27 protein-coding genes are annotated in these 26056 nt (G+C 71.0%); 16 read left to right on the plus strand and 11 right to left on the minus strand.

Annotated features, from left to right (window positions below; all coding sequences use genetic code 11):
- Positions 1 to 26: 26 nt before the first annotated feature.
- Positions 27 to 1421, minus strand: a complete 1395-nt coding sequence (locus ACFYOP_RS31990) for a metallopeptidase TldD-related protein (protein ID WP_356898771.1) — start codon at positions 1419 to 1421, stop codon at positions 27 to 29.
- On the minus strand, positions 1418 to 2941 hold the full coding sequence (locus tag ACFYOP_RS31995; protein WP_356898772.1) for a TldD/PmbA family protein: 1524 nt from the start codon (positions 2939 to 2941) through the stop codon (positions 1418 to 1420). Before ACFYOP_RS31995 ends, ACFYOP_RS31990 begins: the two co-directional genes overlap by 4 nt.
- Positions 2942 to 3208: 267 nt before the next feature.
- Between ACFYOP_RS31995 and fabG the strand changes: the two genes are divergently transcribed.
- The 3 genes from fabG to ACFYOP_RS32010 all read left to right on the plus strand — a co-directional run bounded on the left by fabG (position 3209) and on the right by ACFYOP_RS32010 (position 5252).
- A complete protein-coding gene (gene fabG, locus ACFYOP_RS32000) occupies positions 3209 to 3928 on the plus strand; it encodes a 3-oxoacyl-[acyl-carrier-protein] reductase (protein WP_356898773.1) in 720 nt (239 codons plus the stop codon).
- 5 nt (positions 3929 to 3933) lie between these two features.
- Positions 3934 to 4701: an enoyl-ACP reductase FabI gene (fabI, locus tag ACFYOP_RS32005; RefSeq protein ID WP_356898774.1), complete on the plus strand. Its 768-nt coding sequence runs from the start codon at positions 3934 to 3936 to the stop codon at positions 4699 to 4701.
- Between the two features lie 104 nt (positions 4702 to 4805).
- Positions 4806 to 5252 carry a hypothetical protein gene (locus tag ACFYOP_RS32010; RefSeq protein WP_356898775.1) on the plus strand — a complete coding sequence of 149 codons (447 nt, stop codon included), beginning with the start codon at positions 4806 to 4808 and terminating at the stop codon, positions 5250 to 5252.
- Here the strand turns inward: ACFYOP_RS32010 and ACFYOP_RS32015 are convergent.
- Positions 5215 to 5901 (minus strand): FadR/GntR family transcriptional regulator, encoded by a 687-nt coding sequence (locus ACFYOP_RS32015; protein WP_356898776.1) that lies wholly within the window; start codon positions 5899 to 5901, stop codon positions 5215 to 5217. The genes ACFYOP_RS32010 and ACFYOP_RS32015 overlap by 38 nt on opposite strands.
- Positions 5902 to 6002: 101 nt before the next feature.
- Between ACFYOP_RS32015 and ACFYOP_RS32020 the strand changes: the two genes are divergently transcribed.
- The 4 genes from ACFYOP_RS32020 (at position 6003) to ACFYOP_RS32035 (ending at position 8628) form a co-directional block, all read left to right on the plus strand.
- A complete protein-coding gene (locus ACFYOP_RS32020) occupies positions 6003 to 7289 on the plus strand; it encodes an MFS transporter (RefSeq protein ID WP_356898777.1) in 1287 nt (428 codons plus the stop codon).
- 4 nt (positions 7290 to 7293) lie between these two features.
- The gene (locus ACFYOP_RS32025) at positions 7294 to 7410 is read left to right on the plus strand and encodes an SGM_5486 family transporter-associated protein (RefSeq protein WP_356898778.1); all 117 of its coding nucleotides are present in this window, start codon (positions 7294 to 7296) and stop codon (positions 7408 to 7410) included.
- A 383-nt stretch (positions 7411 to 7793) separates the two neighbouring features.
- Positions 7794 to 8000 carry a hypothetical protein gene (locus tag ACFYOP_RS32030; protein ID WP_356898779.1) on the plus strand — a complete coding sequence of 69 codons (207 nt, stop codon included), beginning with the start codon at positions 7794 to 7796 and terminating at the stop codon, positions 7998 to 8000.
- 73 nt (positions 8001 to 8073) lie between these two features.
- On the plus strand, positions 8074 to 8628 hold the full coding sequence (locus ACFYOP_RS32035) for a histidine phosphatase family protein (protein ID WP_356898780.1): 555 nt from the start codon (positions 8074 to 8076) through the stop codon (positions 8626 to 8628).
- Between the two features lie 107 nt (positions 8629 to 8735).
- On the opposite strand, the gene serB is transcribed toward ACFYOP_RS32035, so the two are convergent.
- Positions 8736 to 9962: a phosphoserine phosphatase SerB gene (gene serB, locus ACFYOP_RS32040; protein ID WP_356898781.1), complete on the minus strand. Its 1227-nt coding sequence runs from the start codon at positions 9960 to 9962 to the stop codon at positions 8736 to 8738.
- Between the two features lie 331 nt (positions 9963 to 10293).
- Here serB and ACFYOP_RS32045 point away from each other — a divergent pair, with 331 nt between their 5' ends.
- Positions 10294 to 12825: an FHA domain-containing protein gene (locus ACFYOP_RS32045; RefSeq protein WP_356898782.1), complete on the plus strand. Its 2532-nt coding sequence runs from the start codon at positions 10294 to 10296 to the stop codon at positions 12823 to 12825.
- A 115-nt stretch (positions 12826 to 12940) separates the two neighbouring features.
- On the opposite strand, the gene ACFYOP_RS32050 is transcribed toward ACFYOP_RS32045, so the two are convergent.
- The 3 genes from ACFYOP_RS32050 to ACFYOP_RS32060 form a co-directional block, all read right to left on the minus strand.
- Positions 12941 to 13663, minus strand: coding sequence for a transglycosylase SLT domain-containing protein (locus ACFYOP_RS32050; RefSeq protein ID WP_356898783.1), 723 nt, complete (start codon positions 13661 to 13663; stop codon positions 12941 to 12943).
- Between the two features lie 262 nt (positions 13664 to 13925).
- Positions 13926 to 15056 carry an S-adenosylmethionine:tRNA ribosyltransferase-isomerase gene (locus ACFYOP_RS32055; RefSeq protein WP_356898784.1) on the minus strand — a complete coding sequence of 377 codons (1131 nt, stop codon included), beginning with the start codon at positions 15054 to 15056 and terminating at the stop codon, positions 13926 to 13928.
- On the minus strand, positions 15053 to 15748 hold the full coding sequence (locus ACFYOP_RS32060) for an SDR family NAD(P)-dependent oxidoreductase (protein ID WP_356898785.1): 696 nt from the start codon (positions 15746 to 15748) through the stop codon (positions 15053 to 15055). Before ACFYOP_RS32060 ends, ACFYOP_RS32055 begins: the two co-directional genes overlap by 4 nt.
- Positions 15749 to 15943: 195 nt before the next feature.
- Between ACFYOP_RS32060 and ACFYOP_RS32065 the strand changes: the two genes are divergently transcribed.
- From ACFYOP_RS32065 to ACFYOP_RS32075, 3 genes are all read left to right on the plus strand, one after another.
- Complete coding sequence (locus ACFYOP_RS32065; RefSeq protein ID WP_356898786.1) at positions 15944 to 17089, plus strand: GAF domain-containing sensor histidine kinase; 1146 nt, start codon at positions 15944 to 15946, stop codon at positions 17087 to 17089.
- Positions 17082 to 17726 carry a response regulator transcription factor gene (locus ACFYOP_RS32070; RefSeq protein ID WP_356898787.1) on the plus strand — a complete coding sequence of 215 codons (645 nt, stop codon included), beginning with the start codon at positions 17082 to 17084 and terminating at the stop codon, positions 17724 to 17726. The genes ACFYOP_RS32065 and ACFYOP_RS32070 overlap by 8 nt, the downstream gene beginning before the upstream one ends.
- Positions 17727 to 17896: 170 nt before the next feature.
- Positions 17897 to 18145, plus strand: a complete 249-nt coding sequence (locus tag ACFYOP_RS32075; protein WP_356898788.1) for a chaplin — start codon at positions 17897 to 17899, stop codon at positions 18143 to 18145.
- Positions 18146 to 18694: 549 nt separating this feature from the next.
- Here ACFYOP_RS32075 and ACFYOP_RS32080 read toward each other — a convergent pair.
- Positions 18695 to 19489, minus strand: a complete 795-nt coding sequence (locus ACFYOP_RS32080; RefSeq protein WP_356898789.1) for a hypothetical protein — start codon at positions 19487 to 19489, stop codon at positions 18695 to 18697.
- A gap of 154 nt (positions 19490 to 19643) precedes the next feature.
- Here ACFYOP_RS32080 and ACFYOP_RS32085 point away from each other — a divergent pair, with 154 nt between their 5' ends.
- The 4 genes from ACFYOP_RS32085 to ACFYOP_RS32100 all read left to right on the plus strand — a co-directional run bounded on the left by ACFYOP_RS32085 (position 19644) and on the right by ACFYOP_RS32100 (position 22884).
- On the plus strand, positions 19644 to 20435 hold the full coding sequence (locus ACFYOP_RS32085; RefSeq protein ID WP_356898790.1) for an ABC transporter ATP-binding protein: 792 nt from the start codon (positions 19644 to 19646) through the stop codon (positions 20433 to 20435).
- A gap of 77 nt (positions 20436 to 20512) precedes the next feature.
- On the plus strand, positions 20513 to 20941 hold the full coding sequence (locus ACFYOP_RS32090; protein ID WP_356898791.1) for an NfeD family protein: 429 nt from the start codon (positions 20513 to 20515) through the stop codon (positions 20939 to 20941).
- 125 nt (positions 20942 to 21066) lie between these two features.
- Positions 21067 to 22032, plus strand: coding sequence for an SPFH domain-containing protein (locus tag ACFYOP_RS32095; RefSeq protein ID WP_356898792.1), 966 nt, complete (start codon positions 21067 to 21069; stop codon positions 22030 to 22032).
- Between the two features lie 78 nt (positions 22033 to 22110).
- On the plus strand, positions 22111 to 22884 hold the full coding sequence (locus ACFYOP_RS32100; RefSeq protein ID WP_356898793.1) for a sulfite exporter TauE/SafE family protein: 774 nt from the start codon (positions 22111 to 22113) through the stop codon (positions 22882 to 22884).
- A gap of 46 nt (positions 22885 to 22930) precedes the next feature.
- On the opposite strand, the gene ACFYOP_RS32105 is transcribed toward ACFYOP_RS32100, so the two are convergent.
- The 3 genes from ACFYOP_RS32105 to ACFYOP_RS32115 form a co-directional block, all read right to left on the minus strand.
- The gene (locus ACFYOP_RS32105; protein WP_356898794.1) at positions 22931 to 23440 is read right to left on the minus strand and encodes an HNH endonuclease; all 510 of its coding nucleotides are present in this window, start codon (positions 23438 to 23440) and stop codon (positions 22931 to 22933) included.
- Positions 23441 to 23632: 192 nt separating this feature from the next.
- A complete protein-coding gene (locus ACFYOP_RS32110; protein WP_356898795.1) occupies positions 23633 to 24169 on the minus strand; it encodes a YbhB/YbcL family Raf kinase inhibitor-like protein in 537 nt (178 codons plus the stop codon).
- A 45-nt stretch (positions 24170 to 24214) separates the two neighbouring features.
- The gene (locus ACFYOP_RS32115) at positions 24215 to 24997 is read right to left on the minus strand and encodes a sporulation protein (protein ID WP_356898796.1); all 783 of its coding nucleotides are present in this window, start codon (positions 24995 to 24997) and stop codon (positions 24215 to 24217) included.
- 126 nt (positions 24998 to 25123) lie between these two features.
- On the opposite strand from ACFYOP_RS32115, the gene ACFYOP_RS32120 reads away from it, so the two are divergent.
- Entirely contained in the window at positions 25124 to 25774 is a 651-nt protein-coding gene (locus tag ACFYOP_RS32120) for a DNA-3-methyladenine glycosylase (RefSeq protein ID WP_356898797.1), read from the plus strand.
- The last annotated feature ends 282 nt before the right edge of the window (positions 25775 to 26056 follow it).

Consider the following 26056-nt stretch of genomic DNA (forward strand, 5'->3'; position numbering starts at 1 on the left):
GAACGTGCCATTGAACGTGTACGAGGTTATACGCCCTGGCTGACCGAACTCATATTGAAATCCGGGACCCGCAGCGCGGGCATGGCCGCCCTGGTGAACCAGTCGCCCCACTCACGCGGCAGCGTCCGCTCGCTGCGCCCCGCCTCACCGGCTCGGGACAGCAGATCGACGGGCGACTCGTTGAAGCGGAAGTTGTTCACCTCACCGACCACCTCGCCGTTCTCCACGAGATAGACGCCGTCCCTGGTCAGGCCGGTCAGCAGCAGCGTCGCCGGGTCGACCTCGCGGATGTACCAGAGGCAGGTCAGCAGCAGCCCGCGGGCCGTCCCGGACACCATCTCCTCCAGCGAGCGCTCACCGCCGCCGTCCAGGATCAGGTTTCCCGCGCCCGGGGCCACCGGCAGGCCGGTCAGGCCGGCGGTGTGCCGGGTGGTGACCAGGTGCGCCAGCTTGCCGTCGCGCATCCACTCCGTCGCCGTGATCGGCAGCCCGTTGTCGAAGACCGAGGCGTCGTCGCCGGAGGAGTGCGCGATCACGAACGGGGCCGACTCGAGGCCCGGCTCGTGCGGATCGCTGCGCAGCGTCAGCGGCAGCGGCGACAGTTTCTCGCCGACGCGGGTGCCGCCGCCCGGCCTGGAGAAGACCGTGCGGCCCTCCGCCGCGTCCCGGGCCGCCGACGACCACATCTGGTAGACCAGCAGGTCCGCCACCGCGGTCGGCGGCAGCAGCGTCTCGTAACGGCCCGCGGGCAGCTCGATCCGGCGCTCCGCCCAGGCCAGGCGCCGCGCCAGATCGGCGTCCATCGCGGCCGGGTCCACGTCCTTGAAGTCCCGTGTCGACAGGCCCGCCCACGCGGAGCGCACCCGGTCCGGCGACTTGGCGTTGATCTCGAGGGTGCCGTTCGGCTGGTCGTGCCGCAGCCGCAGGCCAGTGGAGGTGCCGATGTACGTCGAGGTCATCTCGTGGTTGGCGAACCCGTACAGCTCCCGGCCGCCCGCCCGGGCCCGGGCGAACGCCTCGCCGAGCGCCGGGGCGAAGTCCGCGAACACGGCGGACGTCGTCTCCGCGGGGGCGTCCGTGAAGCCCGGCGACGCCTCGACCCCGGTGACCAGCGGCTGGGCGTCCTCCGCCGGCCCGGCGCCGCGGGCAGCGGCCTCGGCGGCCCGCACCAGCGGCTCCAGATCGGCGGCGGTCACCGCGGAACGGGACACCACGCCCGACGCGGTGCCCTCGGCGCCGTCGACGGTCGCGATCACGGTGAGGGTGCGGCCGCGGGTGACGCCGTTGGTGGTCAGCGCGTTGCCCGCCCAGCGCAGATTGGCGGAGGACTCCTCGTCGGCGATGACGACACAGCCGTCGGCGGTCGACAGCGCGAGCGCCTGCTCGACGATCTCGTGCGGCTTGCTGGTCCGGGGGCTCATCGACCGGCCTCCTGCGTCGTGTTGAGGATGTTGACGCCCCGGAACAGGGCGGAGGGGCAGCCGTGCGAGACCGCGGCGACCTGGCCCGGCTGGGCCTTGCCGCAGTTGAAGGCGCCGCCGAGCACATACGTCTGCGGGCCCCCGACCTGCTCCATCGAGCCCCAGAACTCGGTCGTCGTCGCCTGGTACGCGACGTCCCGCAGCTGACCCGCCAGCCGGCCGTTCTCGATACGGAAGAACCGCTGACCCGTGAACTGGAAGTTGTACCGCTGCATGTCGATCGACCAGGAACGGTCGCCGACCACATAGATCCCGCGCTCGACGCCGCCGATCAGATCCTCCGTCGACAGCCCGCCCGGGTCCGGCCGCAGCGACACGTTCGCCATCCGCTGCACCGGCACATGCGCGGGGGAGTCGGCGTAGGCACAGCCGTTGGAGCGGCCGAGGCCCGTCAGCTTCGCGATCCTCCGGTCCAGCTGGTACCCGACCAGCGTGCCGTCCTTGACCAGGTCCCAGCTCTGCGCCTCGACGCCCTCGTCGTCGTAGCCGATCGTCGCCAGCCCGTGCTCCGCGGTGCGGTCCCCGGTCACGTTCATCACCGACGAGCCGTACGCCAGCTTCCCCAGCTGGTCGAAGGTCGCGAACGACGTCCCCGCGTACGCGGCCTCGTAGCCCAGCGCCCGGTCGAGCTCGGTGGCGTGGCCGATCGACTCGTGGATCGTCAGCCACAGGTTCGACGGGTCGACCACCAGGTCGTACCGGCCCGCCTCCACGCTCGGGGCGCGCATCTTCTCCGCGAGCAGCGCCGGGATCAGCTCCAGCTCCGAGTCCCAGTCCCAGCCCGTGCCGGTCAGATACTCCCAGCCGCGGCCGGCCGGCGGCGCGATGGTGCGCATCGAGTCGAATTCGCCGCTCGTGTCGTCCACGGCGACCGCGGTGAGCTGCGGGTGCAGCCGTACCCGCTGCTGCGTCGTGACCGTGCCCGCGGTGTCCGCGTAGAACTTGTTCTCGTGCACGGTGAGCAGCGACGCGTCCACATGCGCCACGCCGTCCGCCCGCAGCAGCCGGTCGCTGAAGTCGGCGAGCAGCGCGGTCTTGTCCTCGTCGGGCACCTCGAACGGGTCGATCCCGTACGACGAGACCCAGGTCTTCTCCGAGTGCACCGGCTCGTCCGCCAGCTCCACCCTCTCGTCGCTGCCCGCCGCCGCGATCACCTTCGCCGACAGCTTCGCCATGGCGACCGCCTGGCCCGCGACCCGGGCCGCGGCGTCCATGGTCAGATCCACCCCGGAGGCGAAACCCCACGCCCCGCCGTGCACGACCCGGACCGCGTACCCGAGGTCCGTCGTGTCGGAGGAACCCGCGGGCTTGGCGTCCCGCAGCCGCCAGGCCGCGCTGCGCACCCGCTCCAGCCGGAAGTCGGCATGCTCGGCGCCGAGCGCGCGGGCCCGGGCGAGGGCCGCGTCGGCGAGCGCCCGCAGCGGCAGCGCGGTGAACGTCTGATCGATGTCGTGGGGCACGGACGGCCCTTCCCTTCACTGTGACTCGTCGCTGTGACTCGCCCTGAAAGCGTCTGCGGCGGTGAATCGTCTGCGGCAGTGAATCATGTCCACCGGCCGCGATCCCGTGGAATTGCACGGCGAGTGGCAGGTTCTGTAGGGACCCGACAGTGACCGGATCGCGGCGCTGTCAGAGACCGAGTCCTCGCTCGGTGGGCCGGACCGATAGGTTTTCTGGGTAGTCGCCTGGGCTCAGGTGCTTGGAACAGCTAGTGAAAGGGTGATCCGTTGAGCCGCTCGGTTCTGGTCACCGGAGGAAACCGGGGCATCGGCCTTGCCATCGCCCGCGTTTTCGCCGCCAACGGTGACAAGGTCGCCATCACCTACCGCTCCGGCGAGCCGCCCGCCGAGCTCGTCGAGGCCGGCTGCCTGCCCGTCCGGTGCGACATCACCGACGCCGAGCAGGTGGAGCAGGCCTACAAGGAGATCGAGGAGAAGCACGGCAACGTGGAGGTGCTGGTCGCCAACGCCGGCATCACCAAGGACCAGCTGCTGATGCGCATGTCGGAGGACGACTTCACCTCCGTCCTCGACACCAACCTCACCGGCACCTTCCGCGTCGTCAAGCGTGCCAACCGCGGCATGCTGCGCGCCAAGAAGGGCCGCGTCGTGCTGATCTCCTCCGTCGTCGGGCTGCTGGGCTCCGCCGGGCAGGCGAACTACGCCGCCTCCAAGGCCGGGCTCGTCGGCTTCGCCCGCTCGCTGGCGCGTGAGCTGGGCTCGCGGAACATCACCTTCAACGTTGTCGCGCCCGGTTTCGTCGACACCGACATGACGCAGGCACTCACCGACGAGCAGCGCGCGGGCATCGTCTCGCAGGTGCCGCTCGGCCGGTACGCGAAGCCGGAGGAGATCGCCGCAGCCGTGCGCTTCCTCGCCTCCGACGACGCCTCGTACATCACTGGAGCCGTCATCCCCGTTGACGGCGGATTGGGCATGGGTCACTGAACGACATGAGTGGAATCCTCGAGGGCAAGCGCGTCCTGATCACCGGTGTGCTGATGGAGTCCTCCATCGCCTTCCACACCGCGAAGGTGGCCCAGGAGCAGGGCGCTGAGGTCATCCTGACCGCCTTCCCGCGGCCCACCCTGACCGAGCGCATCGCCAGGAAGCTCCCCAAGCCCGCGAAGGTCATCGAACTCGACGTCACCAACGACGAGCACCTGGCCCGCCTCGAGGAGCTCGTGCGCGCGGAGCTCGGCAGTCTCGACGGCGTCGTCCACTCCATCGGCTTCGCCCCGCAGGACGCCCTGGGCGGCAACTTCCTCCACACGCCCTTCGAGTCGGTGGCGACCGCGATGCACGTCTCGGCGTTCTCGCTGAAGTCGCTGTCCATGGCGTGCCTGCCGCTGATGCAGAACGGCGGCTCGGTCGTGGGTCTCACGTTCGACGCGCAGTTCGCCTGGCCGCAGTACGACTGGATGGGCCCGGCGAAGGCCGCGCTCGAGGCCACGAGCCGCTACCTGGCCCGCGACCTCGGCCCGCGGAACATCCGCTGCAACCTGATCTCGGCCGGCCCGCTCGGCTCGATGGCCGCCAAGTCCATCCCCGGCTTCACCGACCTGGCCAAGGTGTGGGACGAGCGCTCCCCGCTCGACTGGAACATGGCCGACCCGGAGCCGGCCGGCCGCGGCGTCGTCGCACTGCTCTCGGACTTCTTCCCGAAGACCACGGGCGAGATCGTCCACGTCGACGGCGGCGTCCACATCATGGGTGCCTGACCAGCAGACATATACACCGGGGATGCCCCGCCGACCGCTTCGCGCGGTGGGCGGGGCGCCGCTCGTTCGGCCCAGTGCGTGGGCGGGCGGACCCGGGGGCGGTGATGCTGGAGGAGCAAATCTTCCTTGTGGTGCTGTTGCGGCGCGTGCGCCGCAGCCCGGCCGAGGAGGTCCTGCTCGTGCGTACGACATGGCGCAACGCCTCCGTACTGGCCGCCGCGACGGTCCTGCTGGGGGCCGTCCCCCTCGCCACCCTCCAGTTCCGTCAGGAGACGCAGGACCCCCGGCCGGCGCCGGCGCCGGACTACCGGGCGCAGTGCACCACCGTCGTCGAGGGCTCGCGGGTCACCGCCTACTGCCACAACCCCTACCCCTCCGCCGACCGGGTCCGCCTGCACGTCGAGTGCGACCGCTGGTGGGACGTCGACGCCGACACCGCGCCCGTCCTGCTCCGCGCGGCCGAGTACCGGGAGCTGACCGGCCGGTGCTGGAAGGAGATCCGCTCCGTCTGGGTCAGCCACCAGCCGATGCGGGCCGACGCAGGCACATGAACGGATAACCGGCCGCCTCCGACGCCGCCGCGTCGCCGTCGCCCGCGCGGATCGCCTCGACCATCCGTCCGTGGTCCATGTGGTGCTCGGGGCGCAGCTCCTGCCCGATGTCCTCGCGCAGCCAGTCCCGCAGCAGGTCGCCCAGGTCGGCGTAGAGCTCGGTGAGCACCTCGTTGTGCGAGGCGGCGACCACGGCGAGGTGGAACGTCGCGTCGGCCGCCACGAACTCCTCCGCGACCCCGGACGCCCACGCCTCCTCGCGCCTGGCCAGCAGCGCGTCCAGTTGGTGGAGGTCGCGCTCCGTACGCCGCTCGGCGGCCAGCCGGGCCGCCGACGACTCGAGGGTGGAGCGCAGTTCGGCGACGTGCCGCGGGTCGGCGTCGGCGAACCGGCGGTGCATGACGCCCGCGAGCTCGCTGGTGGCCAGCACATACGTGCCCGAGCCCTGCCGGATGTCCAGCAGCCCGTTGTGCGCCAGCGCGCGCACCGCCTCACGGACGGTGTTGCGGGCGACACCGAGCTGCTCGACCAGTTCCGGTTCGGTCGGGATCCGCGATCCGACCGGCCACTCGCCCGAGGTGATCTGGTTCCGCAGCTGGGCGATCACCTGGTCGGAGAGCGCGGAACGCCGGGGAGAGGACAGCGCCATGGTGCTCCTTGTCGTGAGGTGCCCACCCGGCGTCCGGCAGGCAGGCCGCCGGACCGTACGGGATTGGACAACCAATCATCCCATGATTCTATGATGGGCCAATGCCCGAGGAGACCCGCACCGTGAGCCCCGCCGAGACGGCCCCTGCCGCCCAGGATTCTGCCGCCCGGCGGACACCGGTCTGGGCCACCCGGCTCGTCGTCGTCGGCATCGTGCTGGCCGCGCTCAATCTGCGCCCCGCCATCACCAGCCTGGGAGCCCTGCTCGAAGAGGCGCGGACCGGGCTCCACATGAGCGGCAGCGTCGCCGGGCTGCTCACCTCCGTACCGCCGCTCTGCTTCGCCGTCTTCGGCGTCGCCGCGCCCCGGCTGGCCCGCCGCTTCGGGCCCGGGGCCGTCGTCTGCGCCGGCATGGCGGCCATCGCGACGGGCGTGGCCGTAAGGCCCTTCGTCGGCGGCACGGCCGCCTTCCTCGCCGCCAGCGCGCTCGCCCTCATGGGCATCGCGGTCAGCAACGTGCTGATGCCGGTGATCGTCAAGCGGTACTTCCCCGACCGGGTCGGTTCGATGACCGGTCTCTACTCGATGGCCCTCGCGCTCGGCACGTCGCTCGCGGCCGCCGCGACCGTGCCCCTCGCGAGCGCGCTCGGCGGCAGCTGGCGGGGCGGTCTCGCGCTGTGGGCGGTCCTCGCGGCCGTCGCCGTACTGCCCTGGCTGGGGCTGCTGCGCGACCGCGAGGGCACCGCCTCGCCGGCGTCGGGCAAGGCCGACGGCGGCACGAAGCGGCCGGCTGCCGCGCCGCGCATCACCCGCAGCCCGACCGCCTGGGCGCTGGCCTGCTTCTTCGGGCTACAGGCGACCGGCGCGTACATCACCATGGGATGGATGCCGCAGATCTTCCGCGACGCGGGCGTCCCCGCCGGGACCGCGGGCGTGCTGCTGGCCGTCACCATGGTGATGGGCGTGCCGCTGGCCTTCGTGATCCCCCGGCTCGCGGCCCGGATGCGGCAGCAGGGACCGATCGTCGTCGCACTCGGGCTGTGCGGACTGACCGGCTACCTCGGCCTCCAGCTCGCACCGGCGGCCGGGGCCTGGGCATGGGCGGTGCTGCTGGGCGTCTCCAACTGCTCGTTCCCGCTGGCCCTCACCATGATCGGCATGCGGTCGAGGACGGGAGCGGGGGTCGTACGGCTCTCCGCGTTCGCCCAGTCCACCGGCTATCTGATCTCCATCCCCGGTCCGCTGCTGGTGGGCGTCCTGTACCAGCACAGCGGCGGCTGGGACCTGCCGCTCACGCTGATGGCGGCCCTGCTCGTGCCGCAGATCGGCGTCGGGCTCCTGGCGGGCCGGGACCGGACGATCGAGGACGAGACCGGGATGCGAAACTGATTCCATGCCTGTGCTCGACCCGAACCCCCAGAACGGCCAGAAGAAGCTCCTCGGAATCTTCGGCCTGATCCTCCTCATCGGCGTGATCATCTCCGTCATCGCGACGATCGCTGCGCCGTAATCTTCCGGGGCTCGGTTCGCCCCCACGGACAACCGGGCCGACCCCGTGGGTCTGCCCGGAGGACCGGGCTCGCCACATCGGCGAGTGAGCCGAAGGGGCTCGCGGCCCGTGGCCGCTGTGAGTACAGCGGAAGTGGAGAACACGCGGAGGTCCCGAGGAACCAGGGACCGAGCATGATCGACCGTCGACACACGCACGGAGCGCCCCGGTGGGGGTCCGCCGGCGAAGCCGGGGGAGAACCGAGCCTCAAGAAAAAGGGGGTGCTGGCACCACCGTCCCTTAGGGGGCCAGGGTCAGGGTGAAGTGGGTGGGTCGCCGGATGGGCCGCGGGATTCATGATCCGTACGTTTGAGGTACTGGACCTCAGACCTACGGAGGCGGCCATGCCGGCCCACACGCACCCCCGGTCCTCGGCCCCCGTCGCGGGCGTCGGAGGGGTCCGGCTGCCCTGGTGGGCGCTGGCGCTGCCGGTGATCGCCTTCTGCACGCTGCTGATGCTGATCGCCGGTCCCGGCCAGGCGCACGCCGCGGCGGACGACGTTCCGGGGGTCGCCGAGTTCTTCCGGCTCATCCACCGGCTGATCCGTTGACGGGGTCACTCTTCATGGCGGAGCACGTCAACACCCTGCGCCCGCTGGCTCATTTCATGCGAAGCTGGGTTGCATGAGCGCCGCTGTGTCTTCCGGGGGGACACCCCCCGGATCTCCCGAATCCCGCAGGATTGTTCTCCTCCGGCACGCGAAGGCCGACTGGCCCGAGGTGTCCGACCGTGAGCGCCCGCTCGCAGAGCGCGGCCGGAAGGACGCTCCGGTGGCAGGCCGGCGTCTGGCGGAGACCGGTATCGACTTCGACCTGGCCCTGTGCTCGACCGCGGTCAGGACCCGTGAGACCTGGAAGCTCGCGGTGCACGAGCTGCCGCACCGCCCGAAGACGGTGTACGAGGATCGGCTGTACGAGGCATCTCTCGGTGATCTGCTCGCCCTGCTGGCGGAGACGTCCGACGAGGTGAACGATCTGCTGGTCATCGGTCACAACCCCGGTATGCACGCGCTGGCGGACGCCCTCGCGGGCAGCGCCGAGGGCGACGCACTGGCCCGTATGACCCGGGACGGCTTCCCGACCTCGGCGTTCGCCGTCCTGTCCGTCGGCGGGCCGTGGAAGTCCGTGGAGCACGGCGCGGGAAGGCTGCTCGACTACTGGACTCCTCATCAGGAGTGACCGTCCACCGCGTGTGAGCGGCCCCCGGCGCATCGCCATCGCCTGCCGGGGGCCGTCGTATGTCCGAAGCTGTCGTACGTCAGGAGCAGGGCGGGAAGAAGCGCGTGTCAGTGCTCGCCGGTGCCGTCGTCGGCCGCCTCGACCTCTTCGCGGGTGATGCCCAGCAGGTACAGCACCGTGTCGAGGAAGGGCACGTTGACCGCGGTGTGCGCCGCCTTGCGGACGACGGGCTTGGCGTTGAACGCGACGCCGAGTCCGGCGGCGTTCAGCATGTCGAGGTCGTTCGCCCCGTCGCCGATCGCGACCGTCTGCGCGAGCGGCACCCCGGCCTCAGCCGCGAACCGGCGCAGCAGCCGGGCCTTGCCCGCCCGGTCCACGATCTCGCCGACGACCCGGCCGGTGAGCTTCCCGTCCTCGATCTCCAGGGTGTTCGCCGACGCGAAATCGAGCCCGAGCCGGTCCTTGAGATCGTCGGTGACCTGGGTGAAGCCGCCGGAGACGACGCCCACTTGGTAGCCGAGCCGCTTCAGCGTACGGATCAGAGTGCGGGCGCCCGGAGTGAGCCGTACCTCCGTGCGGACCTTGTCCACGACGGAGGCGTCGAGCCCTTCGAGCAGCGCCACGCGGGCGTGCAGCGACTGCTCGAAGTCCAGGTCGCCGCGCATGGCCGCGGCGGTGACCTCCGCGACCTCGGCCTCGCAGCCCGCGTGCGCCGCGAAGAGCTCGATGACCTCGTCCTGGATGAGGGTGGAGTCGACGTCCATGACGACGAGGCGCTGCGCCCGCCGGTGCAGTCCGGCGGAGACGACGGCGACGTCGACGCCGATCTCGGCGGCCTCCATGGCCAGCGCGGTCCGCAGCGGCTCGGTCTCGACGCCGGAGACCGCGAACTCGACGGCCGTGACCGGATACTTCGCCAGCCGGAAGATGCGGTCGATGTTGCCGCCGGCGCCGGCGATGGTGGCCGCTATGGCCGCCGTGGACTCCGCGGTGAGCGGGTGTCCGAGCACCGTCACATGGGAACGTCCGCTGCCGCGCGGCCGGTTGTCGCCCGTACCGGAGATGATCTCGGCCTGCAGCCTGAGGGACTCGGCCCAGCTGTGCACGGTGGCACGCAGTTCGCCCTCGGTGGCGCCGCCGGCCGTGGGGGAGGTGACGAGCGCGCACAGTACGAGCCGGCCCCGGGAGACGACCTGCTCGATGTCGACGACGTCGACGGCGTACGCGGCGAGGGTGTCGAAGAGCCCGGCGGTGATCCCTGGGCGGTCCTTCCCGAAGATCTTGACGAGAAGGGTGGGGACGTCGGCGTTGGGAGGGGGCTGCTGTGCGCTCATGGTGCTACCACCGTATCGGGCGACGGGCGGGACGAGAGGTTCTGTCCCGCCTGGCGGACACCAGGGGCGGGTACGGCGCGGAAGGGGTCCCGGGGCCCGATTGGCCTGGAATATTCGTTTCCCGCATGATCCGTCACCACTCGTGGGCGCCCGTCGCCGCCGCGCCACGTCCCGATCCCTCGGCGAACGTCCCAACTCGGTACCGAACGAGGTCTTCACACGGCCCGGCTTTCGGATACGAGGCCGGGCCTGAAATAGTTCCCCACGATGTTCGCCTTCCCTAGACTCCCGGCGACGGGGGAAGCTCGGGGGACAACTAGTGGGGCATGGAGTGCCGGAACTCGTACTGGAATTGAACGGAAGGACCTGGACGCTCGATCCGTCCAGGTCGTACACCCTGGGACGCGATCCCCAGGGCGATGTGGTGATCGACGACGCCAGGGTCTCGTGGCGACATGCCACGATCAGCTGGGGCGGGCGCAGTTGGGTCATCGAGGACCACGGCAGCACCAACGGCACCTATGTGCAGGGCCAGCGGATCCACCAGATGGAGATCGGTGCCGGGACGGCGGTCCACCTGGGGAACGCCACTGACGGTCCCCGTCTCGGTCTGACCGGCGCCGGCGCACCGGCGGGCGCCGCGGCCGGCGCCTACGCACAGGGCGCGCCGCAGCAGGCCGCTCAGGCTCCGGCACAGCAGCCGCAGCAGCAGGGCTGGCAGCAGCCGCCCGCGCAGCAGCCGCCGCAGCAGGCCGCCGCCCAGCAGGGCTGGCCGCAGGCGCAGCCGCAGGTGCCGCACCAGCAGGGCGCGCCGCAGGGCCAGGGAGCTGTGCCAGTCCACGGTGACCGCAGCCCCACGACCTTCCACCAGCTGTCCCTCGGCCGGGTGATGCGCATCGGCCGTGCGCTGGAGAACGAGCTCGTCGTCTCCGACCTGCAGGTGTCGCGGCACCACGCGGAGTTCACCGCGCACCCCGACGGCCGGTTCGAGATCCGTGACCTGGGCTCCCACAACGGCACCTATGTCAACGGACAGCCGATCGCCAAGTCCGGCACGGTCCTCATCGGCCCGAGCGACATCGTCGGCGTCGGTCACTCCACGTTCCGTATCGTCGGCGGACAGCTCGAGGAGTTCGTCGACACCGGTGACGTCTCCTTCTCGGCCCGCCACCTCACGGTGACCGTCGACGGCGGCAAGCAGATCCTGCGCGACGTCTCCTTCGGCGTCCCGGAGAAGTCGCTGATCGGTGTCATCGGCCCGTCCGGCTCCGGAAAGTCCACCCTGCTGAAGGCGCTCACCGGCTACCGGCCCGCCAACCAGGGTGACGTCCTCTACGACAACCGCAGCCTCTACAAGCAGTTCGCCGAGCTGCGCCAGCGCATCGGTCTGGTTCCGCAGGACGACATCCTGCACAAGGAGCTCACCGTCCGTAAGGCGCTCAAGTACGCGGCCAAACTCCGCTTCCCCGGCGACACCGCCGAGGCCGAGCGTGAGGCCCGTATCGACGAGGTGCTGCGCGAGCTCAAGCTCGACATCCACAAGGACAAGCGGGTCACGTCGCTCTCCGGCGGTCAGCGCAAGCGCGTGTCCGTCGCCCTGGAGCTGCTGACCAAGCCGTCGCTGATCTTCCTGGACGAGCCGACCTCCGGTCTCGACCCGGGCATGGACCGTGACGTCATGCAGCTGCTGCGCGGCCTGGCGGACGACGGCCGCACGGTCCTCGTCGTCACCCACTCGGTGGCGGAGCTGGGGCTGTGCGACAAGTTGCTGGTCATGGCGCCCGGCGGCTCCGTGGCGTACTTCGGTCCGCCGGAGGAGGCGCTCAACTTCTTCGGCTACAGCACCTGGGCCGACGTCTTCTCGGCCTTCGAGAACTACCGCGACTACGACTGGGCGGGCCGCTGGCGCGGTTCGCAGCACTACCAGATGTACGCGGCCGACATCGACGCCGTCGCCGCGCAGTCGGTGAGCATGCCCGCGCAGCAGATGCGTCCGCCGAAGCCGCAGAGCTGGGGCTCCCAGCTGCTCACGCTGACCCGCCGCTACATCTCGGTGATCGTGTCCGACAAGGGCTTCATGGGCCTGATGCTGATCCTGCCCGCGGTGCTCGGCGCGGTCAGCCTGCTCATCGACCCGGACCGGGGCCTGCTGGTCAACCAGAACGCGCAGACCGGCAGGATCATTCCGAACGGCACGGCCACCACGGTGCTGCTGATCCTCGCGGTGGGCGCCTGCTTCGCCGGCGCCGCCAACTCCGTCCGCGAGCTGATCAAGGAACGGGTGATCTACGAGCGGGAACGGGCGACCGGCCTGTCACGCTCCGCGTATCTGATGTCCAAGGTCATCGTCCTGGGCATGATCACGGTCATCCAGGGCGGTCTGGTCGGGGCCATCGGCTTCGCCACCCGTGAGCTGCCCGAGGAGGGGCTGGTGCTGGGCGGGGCCGTCATGCTCGAGCTCTCGCTGCCGATCATGGCCCTCGGCTTCACGTCGATGATGTTCGGCCTGATCATCTCCGCGCTGGTGAAGACGGCCGAGAAGACCATGCCGCTGCTGGTCATGTTCGCGATCATCCAGGTCGTGTTCACCGGCTGTCTGTTCATCCTGCACGGCACGGTCGGCGTCAACGAGTTCTCGTACCTGATGCCGTCGCGCTGGGCGGTCGCCGCCGCCGGAGCGACGCTGGACTTCAACCGGATCAACCCGAACACGGACGATCCGACCAGCACCGACCCCCTGTGGGACCACGACGCCGGGGCCTGGTTCCTCGACATGGGCGCGCTGCTCGCGCTCGGCGCCCTGTGCGGATTCCTGGTCGCCCGCTTCCTGCGCAGGCACGAGCCCGAGGTCATGCGCAAGTAACGCAGACCACTGGGCAGCACCACGACGCCGAAGGGCGCACCCCGTACGGGGTGCGCCCTTCGCGTCTGTTGCATGCCCGCCGGCCGCGCCGCCGGCTTGGTGTGTCCGGTCAGCCTCAGTAGGCGCTGTTCACGTTGTCCATGGAGCCGTAGCGGTCGGCCGCGTAGTTGCAGGCGGCGACGATGTTGGCGACCGGGTCGTACTGGTCCCAGGAGGTGCCGGGGACGTGGTAGGCGTCGAAGGTCGGCTTGATGACCTGCAGCAGGCCCTTCGAGGGGACGCCGTTGATGGCGTTGATGTCCCAGTTGTTGATGGCCCGCGGGTCGCCGGAGGACTCCCGAATGATGTTGCGGTGGATGCCCTCGTAGCTGCCGGGGATGTCGTGCTTCTTCATGATCGACATCGCCTCGCGGATCCACCCGTCCAGGTTGTTCGGGTAGGTCACCTTCGCCGGCTTGCGCTCGGCGGCTCGGCTGGCGGCCTGCTCCTTGGCGCGCTTCTCGGCGGCCGCCTTCGCTGCGGCCTTCTTCGCTGCGGCGGCCTTCTCGGCCTTCGCCTTCGCCTCGGCCTTGGCCTTGGCCTGCGTGGCCTTCAGCTGGGCCTCGAAGGCGGACTGCTGGCTGGTGATGCTCTCGTGCAGCGCGGCGGTCTTCTTGGCGTCGGCCTTCCAGGCCACCGGGGCCGCGGCGACGGCCTCGGTCTGCACACCGGCCTCGGCGTTGCCCGAGGGGGCGATGGAGAGAGCCACAGCGGCGGCCGCGACGGTGGCGACACCGGCGACGGCAGTCTTGCGGCTCTTGAGTCGTCGTCGGATCTCAGGGGTGATGAACGCGGACATACAGACGTACCTCTTCGAATAGCGGAAAGTCGCTCCAGGCCGGTTCGGCTCTGCGCTGTTCGGAAGCGACGTCGGCAATTCTTAGCTGGCGCAAAATGCCGTGGCAAAGGTGTGACGTACGATCCACGGTAGTGGATCATATGTTTCCAATGTCCGTATTAGTCGCTGGTGTCCGGGGATAGATGCCCCTTTTGTAGCAACTAAAGAGTCTCGTAAGTGATCTGGACCCTATGTGCGGGCTCACATCGCCCCTGCGTCGATCTCACCAAGTGTTGCTGACGCAATCCTGAGAGTGAGGCCGTTCCGGCGGCAGGACGAGGTGGACGTCGCCGAACTCGTGCCAGAGGTAGCGGCGCCTCAGCGCCTCGGCATACGCGCTGGTCAGCGCGGCCCTCCCGGCGATCGCCTCCAGCATCAGCAGATGTGACGCCTCCGGCTCGTGCAGTCCGGTCAGCAGACCGTCCACCACCCGCACCCCGCGCCGCGGCGTCACCACCAGGTCCGTCCAGCCCGCGGCCGGCCGGACCACGCCGCCGGCGCCCGCGGCCGACTCCAGGGCCCGCACGGCCGTCGTGCCGACCGCCACGATCCGGCCCCCCGCGGCACGTGCCGCGTTCACCAGCCACGCCGTCGTCGCCGGGACGTCGAAGCGCTCCGGGTACGGCGGCTCGTGCGCCTCCGCCGACGCCACGCCGGTATGCAGCACGATCGGCGCGAACTGCACCCCCCGGCTCACCAGCTCCGCCACCACCCGCGCGGTGAACGGGCGGGCCGCACTCGGCATCTCCGCCGAGCCCGAGCCGTCGGGGGAGGGGAGCGCGAAGACCGTCTGGTACGCCGACAGGGGCTGGTCCCGCGCCGTGTACCCGTACCGGATCGGCCTGCCGTGCCTCCGCAGCAGCGCCGGCACGTCCACGGACGCCGAAGCCCACCACAGCCGGTCCGCCCCCGGGGCGAGCGGCGTCTCGAAAACCAGCTCGCCGCCGCCGGGCAGCCGTACGGCCGCCCCCGCCGGGCCGCCCGCCCGCGGCGCCGTGCTGCCCGCGCCGTCCGGGCGGCGCAGCTCCACCGCCCATCGGCCGCCCGCGGCCCCCGGCCCCGGGTGCCCCCGGTCACCGCGGGTCGAGAAGTGCACCACCACCGGCTCGCCGCCGAGCCGCCCGTCCACGGCGGCCGCCAGGGTGGCCGAGGTGTTCACGACCAGCACGTCACCGGCCCGCAGCAGGTCCGGCAGGCGCGTGAAGCGGTGGTGGGACACCTCCGTGCCCCGCGAGAGGAGCAGCCGCACGTCGTCGCGCCCCGCGCCCCGCTGCTCGGCGGGCGTGCGGGCGGACAGCTCGTCCGGCACGCGCAGGTCCTCCAGGGCCGTCACGGCTTCCGCCCCCGGGCTCATCGGGTCTCCAGCAGCGCGGGCACCGTGTACCGGCCGCCGGCCGGCCGGTCCTCGACCAGCCGCAGGAAACCGGGCACCACGGACTCGGGCGAGGGACGCGGATCCGTGTCGTCGGGCACCGCCGCCGCGTACAGGTCCGTCTGCATGTCGCCCGGATCGACGCTCCACACCCGCAGCCCGGGCTCCTCGACCGCGAGCACGGCGGCGAGATGGTCGAGTGCCGCCTTGGACGCCCCGTAGCCGCCCCAGGTCTCGTACGCCTCCACCGCCGCGTCGGAGCTGACCGCCACCACGGCCCCGGCCCGCGACCGCCTCAACAGAGGCAGCGCCTCCTGTACGAGGCCGAGCGGCGCGACCACATTGGTCTCCAGCGCCGCCCGCAGCCCCGCCGGCGGCAGCACGTCCAGCCGCACCAGCGGCTCGGCGCCCAGCGCGCTCGCGTTGTTCACCAGCAGGTCCAGGCCGCCCAGCCGCTCGGCGGCGGCAACCAGCGCGGTGCGGTGGCCGGCGTCCGTGACGTCCCCCGCCACCGCCACCACACGCGTCCCGTGGCGTCCGGCGTGCCCGGCGCTCTCCTTCAGCGCGTCGGCGCCCCTGGCGCCCAGCACCAGGTCCCAGCCCCGCTCGGCCAGAGCCGCCGCCAGCGCCCGGCCCAGCCCCTTCGACGCCCCAGTGATCACTGCTACCGGCATGATGCCCATCCCCTTGTCGTGAGGCGCTCGTGTGCCGCCTCCTCGGATGGACCCAACGTAGGAACGCACCGCCGTCCGCCGCCTCGTGCCCGAGACCCCACCGTGCAAGGCACTTCGACCTACGTCCGCAGCCCTACTCGGATGCGGTCCCCGGGCCGATACGGACCGTCACACCCCGCCGGTACGGTGAGTGGCATGAGCCACCGACCCGGTTCCGGCCTCGCCGCCGTGAGCACCGCCCTCCTCGCGATGAGCAGACATCTCGAGGTGCGCGACGTGCTCAAGACGATCGTGGCCTCGGCCCGCGAGCTCCTCGACGCCGAGTACGCGGCGCTGGGCGTGCCGGACGATCACGGGGGCTTCGCCCAGTTCGTCGTCGACGGCGTCAGCGACGCCCAGTGGAAGGCGATCGGCCCGCTGCCCCGCCAGCACGGCATCCTCGCCTCGATGCTCCGCGACGCGAAGCCCGAGCGGCTCGCCGACGTCCGCGAGGACCCGCGCTTCGAGGGCTGGCCCTCCGCCCACCCCGACATGTCCGACTTCATCGGCCTCCCGGTGAAGGACGGCGACGAGGTCATGGGCGCGCTGTTCCTCGCCAACAAGAGGTGCCCGCGGCCGGAGGGCGGCTGCGGCTTCACCGAGGAGGACGAGGGGCTGCTCGGCATCCTCGCCCAGCACGCCGCCATCGCCCTCACCAACGCCCGCCTGTACGAGCGCAGCCGTGAGCTGACCATCGCGGAGGAGCGCTCCCGCCTCGCCCACGAACTGCACGACGCGGTGAGCCAGAAACTGTTCTCGCTGCGGCTGACCGCACAGGCCGCCGCGGCGCTCGTGGACCGCGACCCGGACCGGGCCAAGGGCGAGCTCCAGCAGGTGGCCCACCTCGCCGCGGAGGCCGCGGACGAGCTGCGCGCCGCTGTCGTCGAACTGCGCCCCGCCGCCCTCGACGAGGACGGGCTGGTCAACACCCTCCGCACCCAGATCCAGGTCCTCGACCGCGCCCACAGCGCCCGCGTCAGCTTCGACAGCTGCGGGATACGGGCCCTGCCGGCCACTCAGGAGGAGGCCCTGCTGCGAGTCGCCCAGGAAGCCCTGCACAACGCGCTGCGCCACTCGGGCGCGGCGGAGGTGGACGTGGTGCTGGTCCGCCGCGGCCAGGGCGCGGTCCTCTCCGTCACCGACAACGGCAGGGGCTTCGAGCCGCGAGCGGTCCGCAGGGCGGGACGGCATCTGGGGCTGGTCTCCATGCGGGACAGGGCGAGCGGCGTGGGCGGCAGGCTGAGCGTCGAATCGGAGCCCGGCAAGGGCACCACGGTCGAGATGGAGGTCCCCGGTGGCTGACAAGCGGATCCGTGTCCTGCTGGTCGACGACCATCAGGTGGTGCGGCGCGGTCTGCGCACCTTCCTGGAGGTCCAGGACGACATAGAGGTCGTCGGGGAGGCGGGCGACGGCGCGGAGGGCGTCGCGCTCACCGAGGAGCTGCTGCCGGACGTCGTCCTCATGGACGTCAAGATGCCGGGGATGGACGGGATCGACGCCCTGCGCAAGCTGCGGGAGCTGGCCAACCCGGCCAAGGTCCTGATCGTGACCAGCTTCACCGAGCAGCGCACGGTGGTCCCCGCCCTGCGCGCCGGCGCGGCGGGCTACGTCTACAAGGACGTCGACCCGGACGCGCTGGCCGGCGCGATCCGTTCCGTGCACGCGGGCCACGTCCTGCTGCAGCAGGAGATCGCCGGCGCCCTGCTGGCCGACGACACGCCGGGCAGCGGCACGGGCCGCGGCAGCAGCCTCACAGAACGGGAGCGCGAGGTGCTCGCCCTGATCGCGGACGGGCGCTCCAACCGGGAGATCGCGCGGGCGCTGGTCCTGTCGGAGAAGACGGTCAAGACACACGTCTCGAACATTCTGATGAAGCTCGATCTGGCGGACCGGACGCAGGCGGCGCTGTGGGCGGTGCGGCACGGGATGACGGGGTGACGTGCCGACAGGCCGGGGGCTGCGTCGGTTGTGCGGAGCGCCGGAATGCGGTCCGAGATTCATACTGTCGGGTGGATGTCACCCACACGGCGCATCCTGATCCACTCGTGGGCGTTCTCCAGGGCGTGCTGCGGCGGCCGGCCGCAGCGAGTGCCCAGGAGGAATGACAAGTGAAGAACCTGAAGAAGGCCGCAGCCCTCACCATGATCGCCGGCAGCCTTGTCGCCGCGGGCTCGGGTGTCGCCGCGGCCACCACCGGCGGCGCCCACGCCCACGGCGAGGCCGTGCACTCCCCGGGCGTCCTGTCGGGCAACGTGGTCCAGGCGCCGGTGCATGTGCCGGTGAATGTCGTGGGCAACACGGTGAACCTGATCGGCCTGCTGAACCCGGCGTTCGGCAACGGCGGCATCAACGTGTGACGCGCGGCCTGCCGCGGGCGCGGGTACGTGGCGCCTGCGGCGGGCTTGTTCCCCACCGGCCCCTTCCCGCTGTACCGATGTGCGGCTCCGCCGCGTGGCGGGGCAGGCCCCGGACCCCGTACCGCCCTCGGGGCGGGCGGGCCGGGCTTCGCCCGGGCCCGGTACGGCGCTTCGCGCGGTGGCCTCGATCTCCCCCTACGTCTTGGCGGCCGTGTGTGGGTGCGCCTCCCACGCCGCGAGGCGTAGGGGGAGTGCCCCCAGGCCGGGCTCGAGTTGCCCGGCCCAGCGCAGCCTCGCCGACGCTCAAGGTCCCGGACCCGGCACGGAACCGGGCAAGCCGGCGGGGGCGGGGCGGGGCGGGGCCGGGCCCGGACGGGACCGGCAAGTTCCAGCCCCGCCGGCGTCTGAGGCGCGGGGCTCGGGGCGGAGCCCGGACGGGACCGGCCGACCCGGCCCCGCCTGGGGATACCCCCACGGCCGACAGGCCGCCGTAGGGGGAGATCGAGGCGCAGGGGACCGGGGCAGCGGTCCGGTTCGGGACTGCGCGGGTCAGCCCCGCCCCCGCTCGCGCTCCTCCACGCACGCGTTGTACGCCGCCACCTGCGCCCTCCGGGCCACCCGTTCGACCGGCCGCAGCGCCTCCACCCGCGCCGCCATCTCGGACGCGCTCACCGCACCCCCGTGGCCGTTCTCGTACGCCAGGGAGACCAGTACGCCGATCCGCTGCGCCAGCTCCAACACCCGTACCGCACGCGGCGGGTAACCGGGTGCCAGCGTGTCCGCCGCCGCGCCGCGTTCCGCCCGCGCGCGGTACGCGTCGAGCGCCGCCGCCGCGACCGGGCCCGACGCCGCGACATCGAGCCGCGTCAGGGCCGCCGTCGCGTCCCGCAGAGCCTCCGCCAGCTCGCGCTCCGCCTCGCTGAGCGACGGCACGTCCGCCGGTGGGGCCTCCCGTACCGGCAGGCAGTGCCATACGACCTCGACATGGAGGTCGCCGGCCGGGCCGGCCTCGTACACCTCGGGCACCAGCCCGTACGCCGCCCCCGTCGCCACGACCGCCTCCTCGGCATCGAGGGCCCGGGCGTTGAACTCCGGCGGGCCGCTGAGCCCCAGCGGATGGCCCGCGGCGGGGAGCGCGACCCGGTAGCCGGTGACGCCGAGCGCACGCAGCCGGCCCAGCGCGAGCGTGAGGCCGACCGGCGCCGCTTCCCCGGGCAGCCCCTCGACGCGGTGGACCGCGTCGTCACCGACAATGGTGTGCACCGCGTCGTCCGGTGACACAAGTCCGGCAAGCAGGGCATTCCCCCATGCGGCCAGCCGTCCTGAGCGTGGTTCCGAAAGCATGGCACCAGCCTAGGGACCGGACCGGGCGACCGGAGCACTCACCCGGTGGCGTAGGTTTTCCCTGGGTGGTGTGCCCACAGGTGCGCCAGGTGCACAAAAGAACCGAATCGCACCCGAACACCTCAAGACGACTGCATGGGGAGACTACGCGCTCATGAGCGATGTACTGGAGCTGGTGGACGTATCCGTGGTCCGCGACGGACGCGCTCTGGTGGACGACGTCTCCTGGTCGGTCAAGGAGGGTGAGCGCTGGGTCATCCTCGGTCCGAACGGCGCGGGCAAGACCACCCTGCTCAACCTCGCCTCCAGCTACCTCTTCCCGACCACCGGCACGGTCCAGGTCCTCGGCGAGCGCCTCGGCGGCGTCGACGTCTTCGAGCTGCGGCCCCGCATCGGCATGGCCGGCATCGCCATGGCCGAGAAGCTCCCCAAGCGCCAGACCGTGCTGGAGACGGTGCTCACCGCCGCCTACGGCATGACCGCCACCTGGCACGAGGACTACGACGAGGTCGACGAGCAGCGCGCCCGCGCCTTCCTCGACCGCCTCGGCATGACCGAGTACCTCGACCGCAGGTTCGGCACCCTCTCGGAGGGCGAGCGCAAGCGCACCATGATCGCCCGCGCCATGATGACCGACCCCGAGCTGCTGCTCCTCGACGAGCCCGCCGCCGGCCTCGACCTCGGCGGCCGTGAGGACCTGGTCCGCCGGCTCGGCCGGCTCGCCCGCGACCCGTACGCTCCCTCCATGATCATGGTGACGCACCACGTCGAGGAGATCGCCCCCGGCTTCACGCACGTCCTGATGATCCGCCAGGGCAAGGTGCTCGCCGCCGGTCCGATGGAGACCGAGCTGACGTCGCGCAACCTGTCGCTCTGCTTCGGCCTGCCGCTCGTCGTCGAGCGCAACGGCGAGCGCTGGTCGGCCCAGGGCCTCCCGCTCGGCTGAACTCCGCCCGGCACAGGGGCGGGTGACCTTGACTCGCCCCCTGTCCCGACCCCCTCCGGCCGACCTACCATGCCCATGTGGACATCGACGCATGGGTGTGGTGGCTGATCGGCGCGGTCGGACTGGGCATTCCGCTCGTGCTGACCGCCATGCCGGAATTCGGAATGTTCTCCGCAGGGGCGGTGGCAGCGGCCGTCGTCGCGGCGCTCGGCGGCGGAACGGTGGCCCAAGTGCTCGTGTTCGCCGCGGTGTCCGTGGCGCTCCTCGCCGTCGTACGCCCCATCGCGATGCGGCACAGATCGCAGAATCCCCGGTTCGCCAGCGGCGTCGACGCCCTGAAGGGCCGTCAGGCCGTCGTCCTCGAACGGGTCGACGGCAGCGGCGGCCGTATCAAGCTGGCCGGCGAGATCTGGTCCGCCCGCGCCTTCGACGCGACCATGGCCTACGAAAAGGGCCAGCAGGTCGACGTCGTCGAGATCGACGGGGCCACCGCTGTGGTGATGTGAGGCCGCCGCCACCCGGTCTCGTCCGGACCGAAGCGGCGGAAGGGGCCGAACTGGCAACACCGCGGCCCGTGTTCTGGGAAACTGATCATCGGACTCATCCGGCAGCGAAGGGCACAGGGAACGCGATGCAACCGATCATCATCGTCCTGATCATTCTGGTGGTGCTGGTCTTCATCGCCCTGATCAAGACGATCCAGGTCATCCCACAGGCCAGCGCCGCCATCGTCGAGCGTTTCGGGCGCTACACCCGCACCCTCAACGCGGGTCTGAACATCGTCGTCCCGTTCATCGACTCCATCCGCAACCGCATCGACCTCCGCGAGCAGGTCGTCCCCTTCCCGCCCCAGCCGGTGATCACCCAGGACAACCTGGTGGTCAACATCGACACCGTCATCTACTACCAGGTGACCGACGCCCGCGCCGCCACCTACGAGGTCGCCAGCTACATCCAGGCGATCGAGCAGCTCACCGTCACCACCCTGCGCAACATCATCGGCGGCATGGACCTCGAGCGGACCCTGACCTCCCGCGAGGAGATCAACGCGGCCCTCCGCGGCGTCCTCGACGAGGCGACCGGCAAGTGGGGCATCCGCGTCAACCGCGTCGAGCTCAAGGCCATCGAGCCGCCCACCTCCATCCAGGACTCGATGGAGAAGCAGATGCGCGCGGACCGCGACAAGCGCGCCGCGATCCTCACCGCCGAAGGCATCCGCCAGTCGCAGATCCTGACCGCCGAGGGCGAGAAGCAGTCGGCGATCCTGCGCGCCGAAGGTGAGGCCAAGGCGGCCGCCCTGCGCGCGGAGGGCGAGGCCCAGGCCATCCGTACGGTCTTCGAGTCGATCCACGCGGGCGACGCCGACCAGAAGCTGCTCGCCTACCAGTACCTGCAGATGCTCCCGAAGATCGCCGAGGGCGACGCCAACAAGCTCTGGATCGTCCCCAGCGAGATCGGCGACGCCCTCAAGGGCCTCAGCGGAGCGATGGGCAGCTTCAACCCCATGGCGGGCATGGGCGGTGGCGGCACCGTGCCCAAGCAGTCCGGCGGCAACGGCAACAGCACCGAACGCCGCGAGCAGCCCCCCATCGACTGACCGCGCGTCCCTTCATGCATGATCGGTGAGACCCCTCGACCTTGACGGCGGGGAGGTGACTCACGGACATGTAAGGAGATGGCGTTGTCCATCTGGGAAGCACTGGCGGTATTCGCGGCCGGCGTGGGAGCCGGAACCATCAACACCATCGTGGGCTCCGGCACCCTGATCACCTTCCCGGTACTGCTCGCCACCGGACTGCCGCCGATCACCGCGAACGTCTCCAACGCGCTGGGCCTCGTACCCGGCTCCATCAGCGGAGCCATCGGCTACCGCGCCGAACTTCGCGGACAGACCGGCCGGGTGCTGCGCCTCGGCGTCACCGGGCTCCTCGGCGGCCTGGCCGGCGCCGTCCTGCTGCTCGCCCTGCCGTCGGAAGCCTTCGCCACGATCGTCCCCGTACTGATCGCCCTCGCGCTGATCCTCATCGTCCTGCAGCCCCGCCTCGCCAAGGCCGTGCAGCGCCGCCACGCGGCACGGGGCACCGAGCCGCACCCGCACGGCGGGCCCGCCCTCCACACCGGTCTGCTCCTCGCCAGCGCGTACGGCGGTTACTTCGGCGCCGCCCAGGGCATCCTGTACCTCTCCCTCATGGGGCTGCTGCTCGACGACAGCCTCCAGCGCATGAACGCCGTCAAGAACGTCCTCGGCGCCGTCGTCAACGGCGTCGCCGCCGTGTTCTTCCTCTTCGTCGCCGAATTCGACTGGACCGCCGTCCTGCTGATCGCCGTCGGATCGGCCCTCGGCGGGCAACTCGGCGCGAAAGTCGGCCGCAGGCTCAAGCCGCAGGTGCTGCGCGCCTTCATCGTCGTCGTCGGCAGCATCGCCATCGTCCAACTGCTGCTGCGCTGACACGACGAGGCCCGCCCCCGAGAACTCCGGGGGCGGGCCTCCTTCGTCAAGCCGCGGGCTGCGCCGCCAGCCAGTCGGGCAGCGCCGCGCGCTCACCCGACCCGAGCCCCAGCAGCATCGTCTCCGCCGGCGACGGGACGAACGGCTCACGCAGCAGCGGCATACCCGCCTGCTCCGGCGTACGGTCCGCCTTGCGGTGGTTGTCCTCCGCGCACGAAGCCACCGTGTTCAGCCAGCTGTCCGCACCCCCGCGCGACTTCGGCACCACGTGGTCCACCGTCGTGGCACGCCGTCCGCAGTACGCGCACCGGTGCTGGTCCCGCACCAGAACACCCCGCCGCGACCACGGCGCCTGTCTTCGGAACGGCACCCGTACGTACCGGCAGAGCCTGATCACCCGGGGCACCGGAAGATCCACCGCCGCCGCACGCACCCGCAGTGCCGGGTGGGACTGCTCGACCACTGCCTTGTCCTGGAGCACCAGCACCACCGCGCGGTTCAGCGTCACCGTCGACAGCGGCTCGAAGCTCGCATTGAGTACCAGTGTGTCCCGCATCCTGCCCACCTCCGTTCACCGGCCCGGCCCCCGTCGGCGGGCATCAGCCTGGGATCAACTCTGGCCGGGCGAGCCGAGATGGACAACGCAATATCCGTGCCTTGCCGGGGGAGGACACCAGGACCCCCGGCAACAAAACTGCCCTGCCCTGATCTCTCCAGGACCAGGGCAGGGCAAACGCGAAGCGAACTCTCAGCTCTCCGCGGGAGCCTCGTATTCGGCGATCAGCTGGGCACGCGCGAGCGTGCGGAAGCGCAGATTGAAGCCGACGACCGCCGGTGAGACATCGGCGTCCGGCCCGAGCTTCTCGCTGTCCACCGCGTACACGGTGAAGACATAGCGGTGCTTCTCACCGGCCGGCGGAGCGGCCCCGCCGAAGTTCTTGGACCCGTAGTCGTTACGGACATGGACCGCGCCGTCGGGCAGCCCCTCGAACTTCCCGCTCCCGGCACCCGCCGGGAGCTCCGTCACCGACGCGGGGATGTCGAAGAGCACCCAGTGCCAGAAGCCGCTGCCGGTCGGCGCGTCGGGATCGAAGCACGTCACGGCGAAGCTCCCGGTCTGCGCCGGGAAGCCCTCCCAGCGCAGCTGCGGCGAGGTGTCGCCCGCCGATTTGACCTGCGCGTCCTTCAGCATCGATCCCGGCTCGATGTCATCGCTCATCAGCGTGAACGAAGGCACCGCCGGATGAAAGTCGTGGGGAAGCGGAGCCCTCTTGAGCTCGGTCACGTCAAACCCTCCGATTCGGCCGTCCTGCCTCTTCCGCCCATGAGCCTAGAGCCAGTTGCGACGCCCGCCGACATCCGCCAGCCACTGGTTGAGGTAGGCCGTCCAGTCGGTCGACCGGAAACTGTCGTGGCCCACCTGGAACGCCTTGTACGAGTCGCTGCCCTCACTGAAGAGGCCCGGCTTCTTGTCCATCTCCAGGATGACGTCCATCTCCCGGTCGTCGGCGACGAAGGTCAGCTCGACCTGGTTCAGCCCGCGGTACTGCTGCGGCGGGAGGAACTCGATCTCCTGGTAGAACGGCAGCCGCTGCCGCGTCCCGCGGATGTGACCGCGCTCCATGTCCGCGCTCTTGAAGCGGAAGCCGAGCTGGACGAACGCGTCGAGGATCGCCTGCTGCGCCGGCAACGGGTGCACATTGATCGGGTCGAGGTCGCCCGAGTCCACGGCGCGCGCGATCTCCAGCTCCGTCGTCACACCGATGTTCATCCCGCGCAGGCTCTGTCCCTCGATCATGGTGACCGGCGTCTCCCACGGGATCTCGAGACCGAACGGCACCACGTGCACCGCGCCGGCCTTGACCTCGAAGGCGCCGCCCAGCCGCTGCTTGGTGAACTCGATGTCCTGCTTGACCTCCTGATCACCGCCCTCGACCTCGACGCGCGCCTGCAGACCGACGGACAGCCCCTCGATCTGCTGATCCACCGAACCGCCCTGGATACGCACCTCGCCCTGGACGACCCCGCCGGGGACGACGTTCGCCTCGGCGAGCTCCGTCTCGACGGAGGCGCCGCCGGCGCCCATGCTCGCAAGCAGCCTCTTGAAGCCCATGTCCACTCCTTCTGGTCCTGACCCCTACATACGCGCGACGACCGTAGCCGGTTCCCGCATTCCCGAGATACCGCGCTCCGGCCGCTCTCTCCGCGGCTTCGCGGGCCCCCGGTACGCTCGGGACCGATGATCGAGCGCTCTGACCGTACGCCGCTGCCCCGGGACTTCTTCGACCGCCAGGTCCTGGAAGTCGCCCCGGAGCTCCTCGGCTGCACCCTGACCCGGCTGACCGACGACGGCCCCATCGAGCTGCGCATCACGGAAGTGGAGGCGTACGCGGGCGAGGCCGACCCCGGCTCGCACGCCTTCCGCGGCCGTACCGCACGCAACGAGGTCATGTTCGGCCCACCGGGCCACGCGTACGTCTACTTCACATACGGGATGTGGCACTGCCTCAACGTGGTGTGCGGCCCGGAGGGCAGGGCGAGCGGGGTCCTGCTGCGCGCCGGCGAAGTACGGGTGGGCGCGGAGCTGACCCGCAAACGTCGGCTCTCGGCCCGTCACGACAAGGAACTCGCCAAAGGACCCGCCCGGCTGGCCACCGCGCTCGACGTCGACCGCGCGCTGAACGGCGCCGACTTCTGTCTCGGCCCGACCGCGCCCCTCTCTCTCCTCCCGGGCCGCCGGCCCTCCCCCGAACAGGTCCGGAACGGCCCGCGCACCGGGGTCGGCGGTGAGGGCGCCTTCCACCCGTGGCGCTTCTGGATCGACGGAGACCCGACGGTGAGCCCGTACCGGGCCCATGTGCCGCGCCGCCGGGGCCGCACCGCAACTTGACTCGGGCATCGCGGACGCCTAACGTAGTCCGAGCCGCTTGAGACGGAGCACTGCTGTTCAGCAGATCCGGAGCGGCCATCCACTACTCAGAAGACGAACCCAATCGGGTGCGATTTCGGCATGCCGAAATTCAATCCGAGATGACTCGATTATGAGTCGCCGGGGAAATCGGCTAAAGTTGTGGACACGCCGGAAGGCCGAAAGGCCGGAAAGCACCGAGGAAATCGGATCGGAAAGATCTGATAGAGTCGGAAACGCAAGACCGAAGGGAAGCGCCCGGAG

The sequence above is a fragment of the Streptomyces sp. NPDC006294 genome (assembly GCF_042870895.1).
In the GTDB taxonomy this organism is placed as follows: domain Bacteria; phylum Actinomycetota; class Actinomycetes; order Streptomycetales; family Streptomycetaceae; genus Streptomyces.

Bases quoted from the DNA above. Each gene is read 5' to 3' on its own strand.
- ACFYOP_RS32020 (WP_356898777.1), top strand. From the start codon at position 6,003: ATGCCCGAGGAGACCCGCACCGTGAGCCCCGCCGAGACGGCCCCTGCC.
- ACFYOP_RS32025 (WP_356898778.1), top strand. From the start codon at position 7,294: ATGCCTGTGCTCGACCCGAACCCCCAGAACGGCCAGAAGAAGCTCCTC.
- ACFYOP_RS32085 (WP_356898790.1), top strand. From the start codon at position 19,644: ATGAGCGATGTACTGGAGCTGGTGGACGTATCCGTGGTCCGCGACGGA.
- serB (WP_356898781.1), bottom strand. From the start codon at position 9,962: ATGAGCGCACAGCAGCCCCCTCCCAACGCCGACGTCCCCACCCTTCTC.
- ACFYOP_RS32105 (WP_356898794.1), bottom strand. From the start codon at position 23,440: ATGCGGGACACACTGGTACTCAATGCGAGCTTCGAGCCGCTGTCGACG.
- ACFYOP_RS32035 (WP_356898780.1), top strand. From the start codon at position 8,074: ATGAGCGCCGCTGTGTCTTCCGGGGGGACACCCCCCGGATCTCCCGAA.
- ACFYOP_RS32030 (WP_356898779.1), top strand. From the start codon at position 7,794: ATGCCGGCCCACACGCACCCCCGGTCCTCGGCCCCCGTCGCGGGCGTC.
- ACFYOP_RS31990 (WP_356898771.1), bottom strand. From the start codon at position 1,421: ATGAGCCCCCGGACCAGCAAGCCGCACGAGATCGTCGAGCAGGCGCTC.
- ACFYOP_RS32060 (WP_356898785.1), bottom strand. From the start codon at position 15,748: ATGCCGGTAGCAGTGATCACTGGGGCGTCGAAGGGGCTGGGCCGGGCG.
- ACFYOP_RS32115 (WP_356898796.1), bottom strand. From the start codon at position 24,997: ATGGGCTTCAAGAGGCTGCTTGCGAGCATGGGCGCCGGCGGCGCCTCC.
- ACFYOP_RS32065 (WP_356898786.1), top strand. From the start codon at position 15,944: ATGAGCCACCGACCCGGTTCCGGCCTCGCCGCCGTGAGCACCGCCCTC.
- ACFYOP_RS32100 (WP_356898793.1), top strand. From the start codon at position 22,111: ATGGCGTTGTCCATCTGGGAAGCACTGGCGGTATTCGCGGCCGGCGTG.
- ACFYOP_RS32050 (WP_356898783.1), bottom strand. From the start codon at position 13,663: ATGTCCGCGTTCATCACCCCTGAGATCCGACGACGACTCAAGAGCCGC.
- ACFYOP_RS32010 (WP_356898775.1), top strand. From the start codon at position 4,806: ATGCTGGAGGAGCAAATCTTCCTTGTGGTGCTGTTGCGGCGCGTGCGC.
- ACFYOP_RS32095 (WP_356898792.1), top strand. From the start codon at position 21,067: ATGCAACCGATCATCATCGTCCTGATCATTCTGGTGGTGCTGGTCTTC.
- fabI (WP_356898774.1), top strand. From the start codon at position 3,934: ATGAGTGGAATCCTCGAGGGCAAGCGCGTCCTGATCACCGGTGTGCTG.
- ACFYOP_RS32080 (WP_356898789.1), bottom strand. From the start codon at position 19,489: ATGCTTTCGGAACCACGCTCAGGACGGCTGGCCGCATGGGGGAATGCC.
- ACFYOP_RS32055 (WP_356898784.1), bottom strand. From the start codon at position 15,056: ATGAGCCCGGGGGCGGAAGCCGTGACGGCCCTGGAGGACCTGCGCGTG.
- ACFYOP_RS32120 (WP_356898797.1), top strand. From the start codon at position 25,124: ATGATCGAGCGCTCTGACCGTACGCCGCTGCCCCGGGACTTCTTCGAC.
- ACFYOP_RS32015 (WP_356898776.1), bottom strand. From the start codon at position 5,901: ATGGCGCTGTCCTCTCCCCGGCGTTCCGCGCTCTCCGACCAGGTGATC.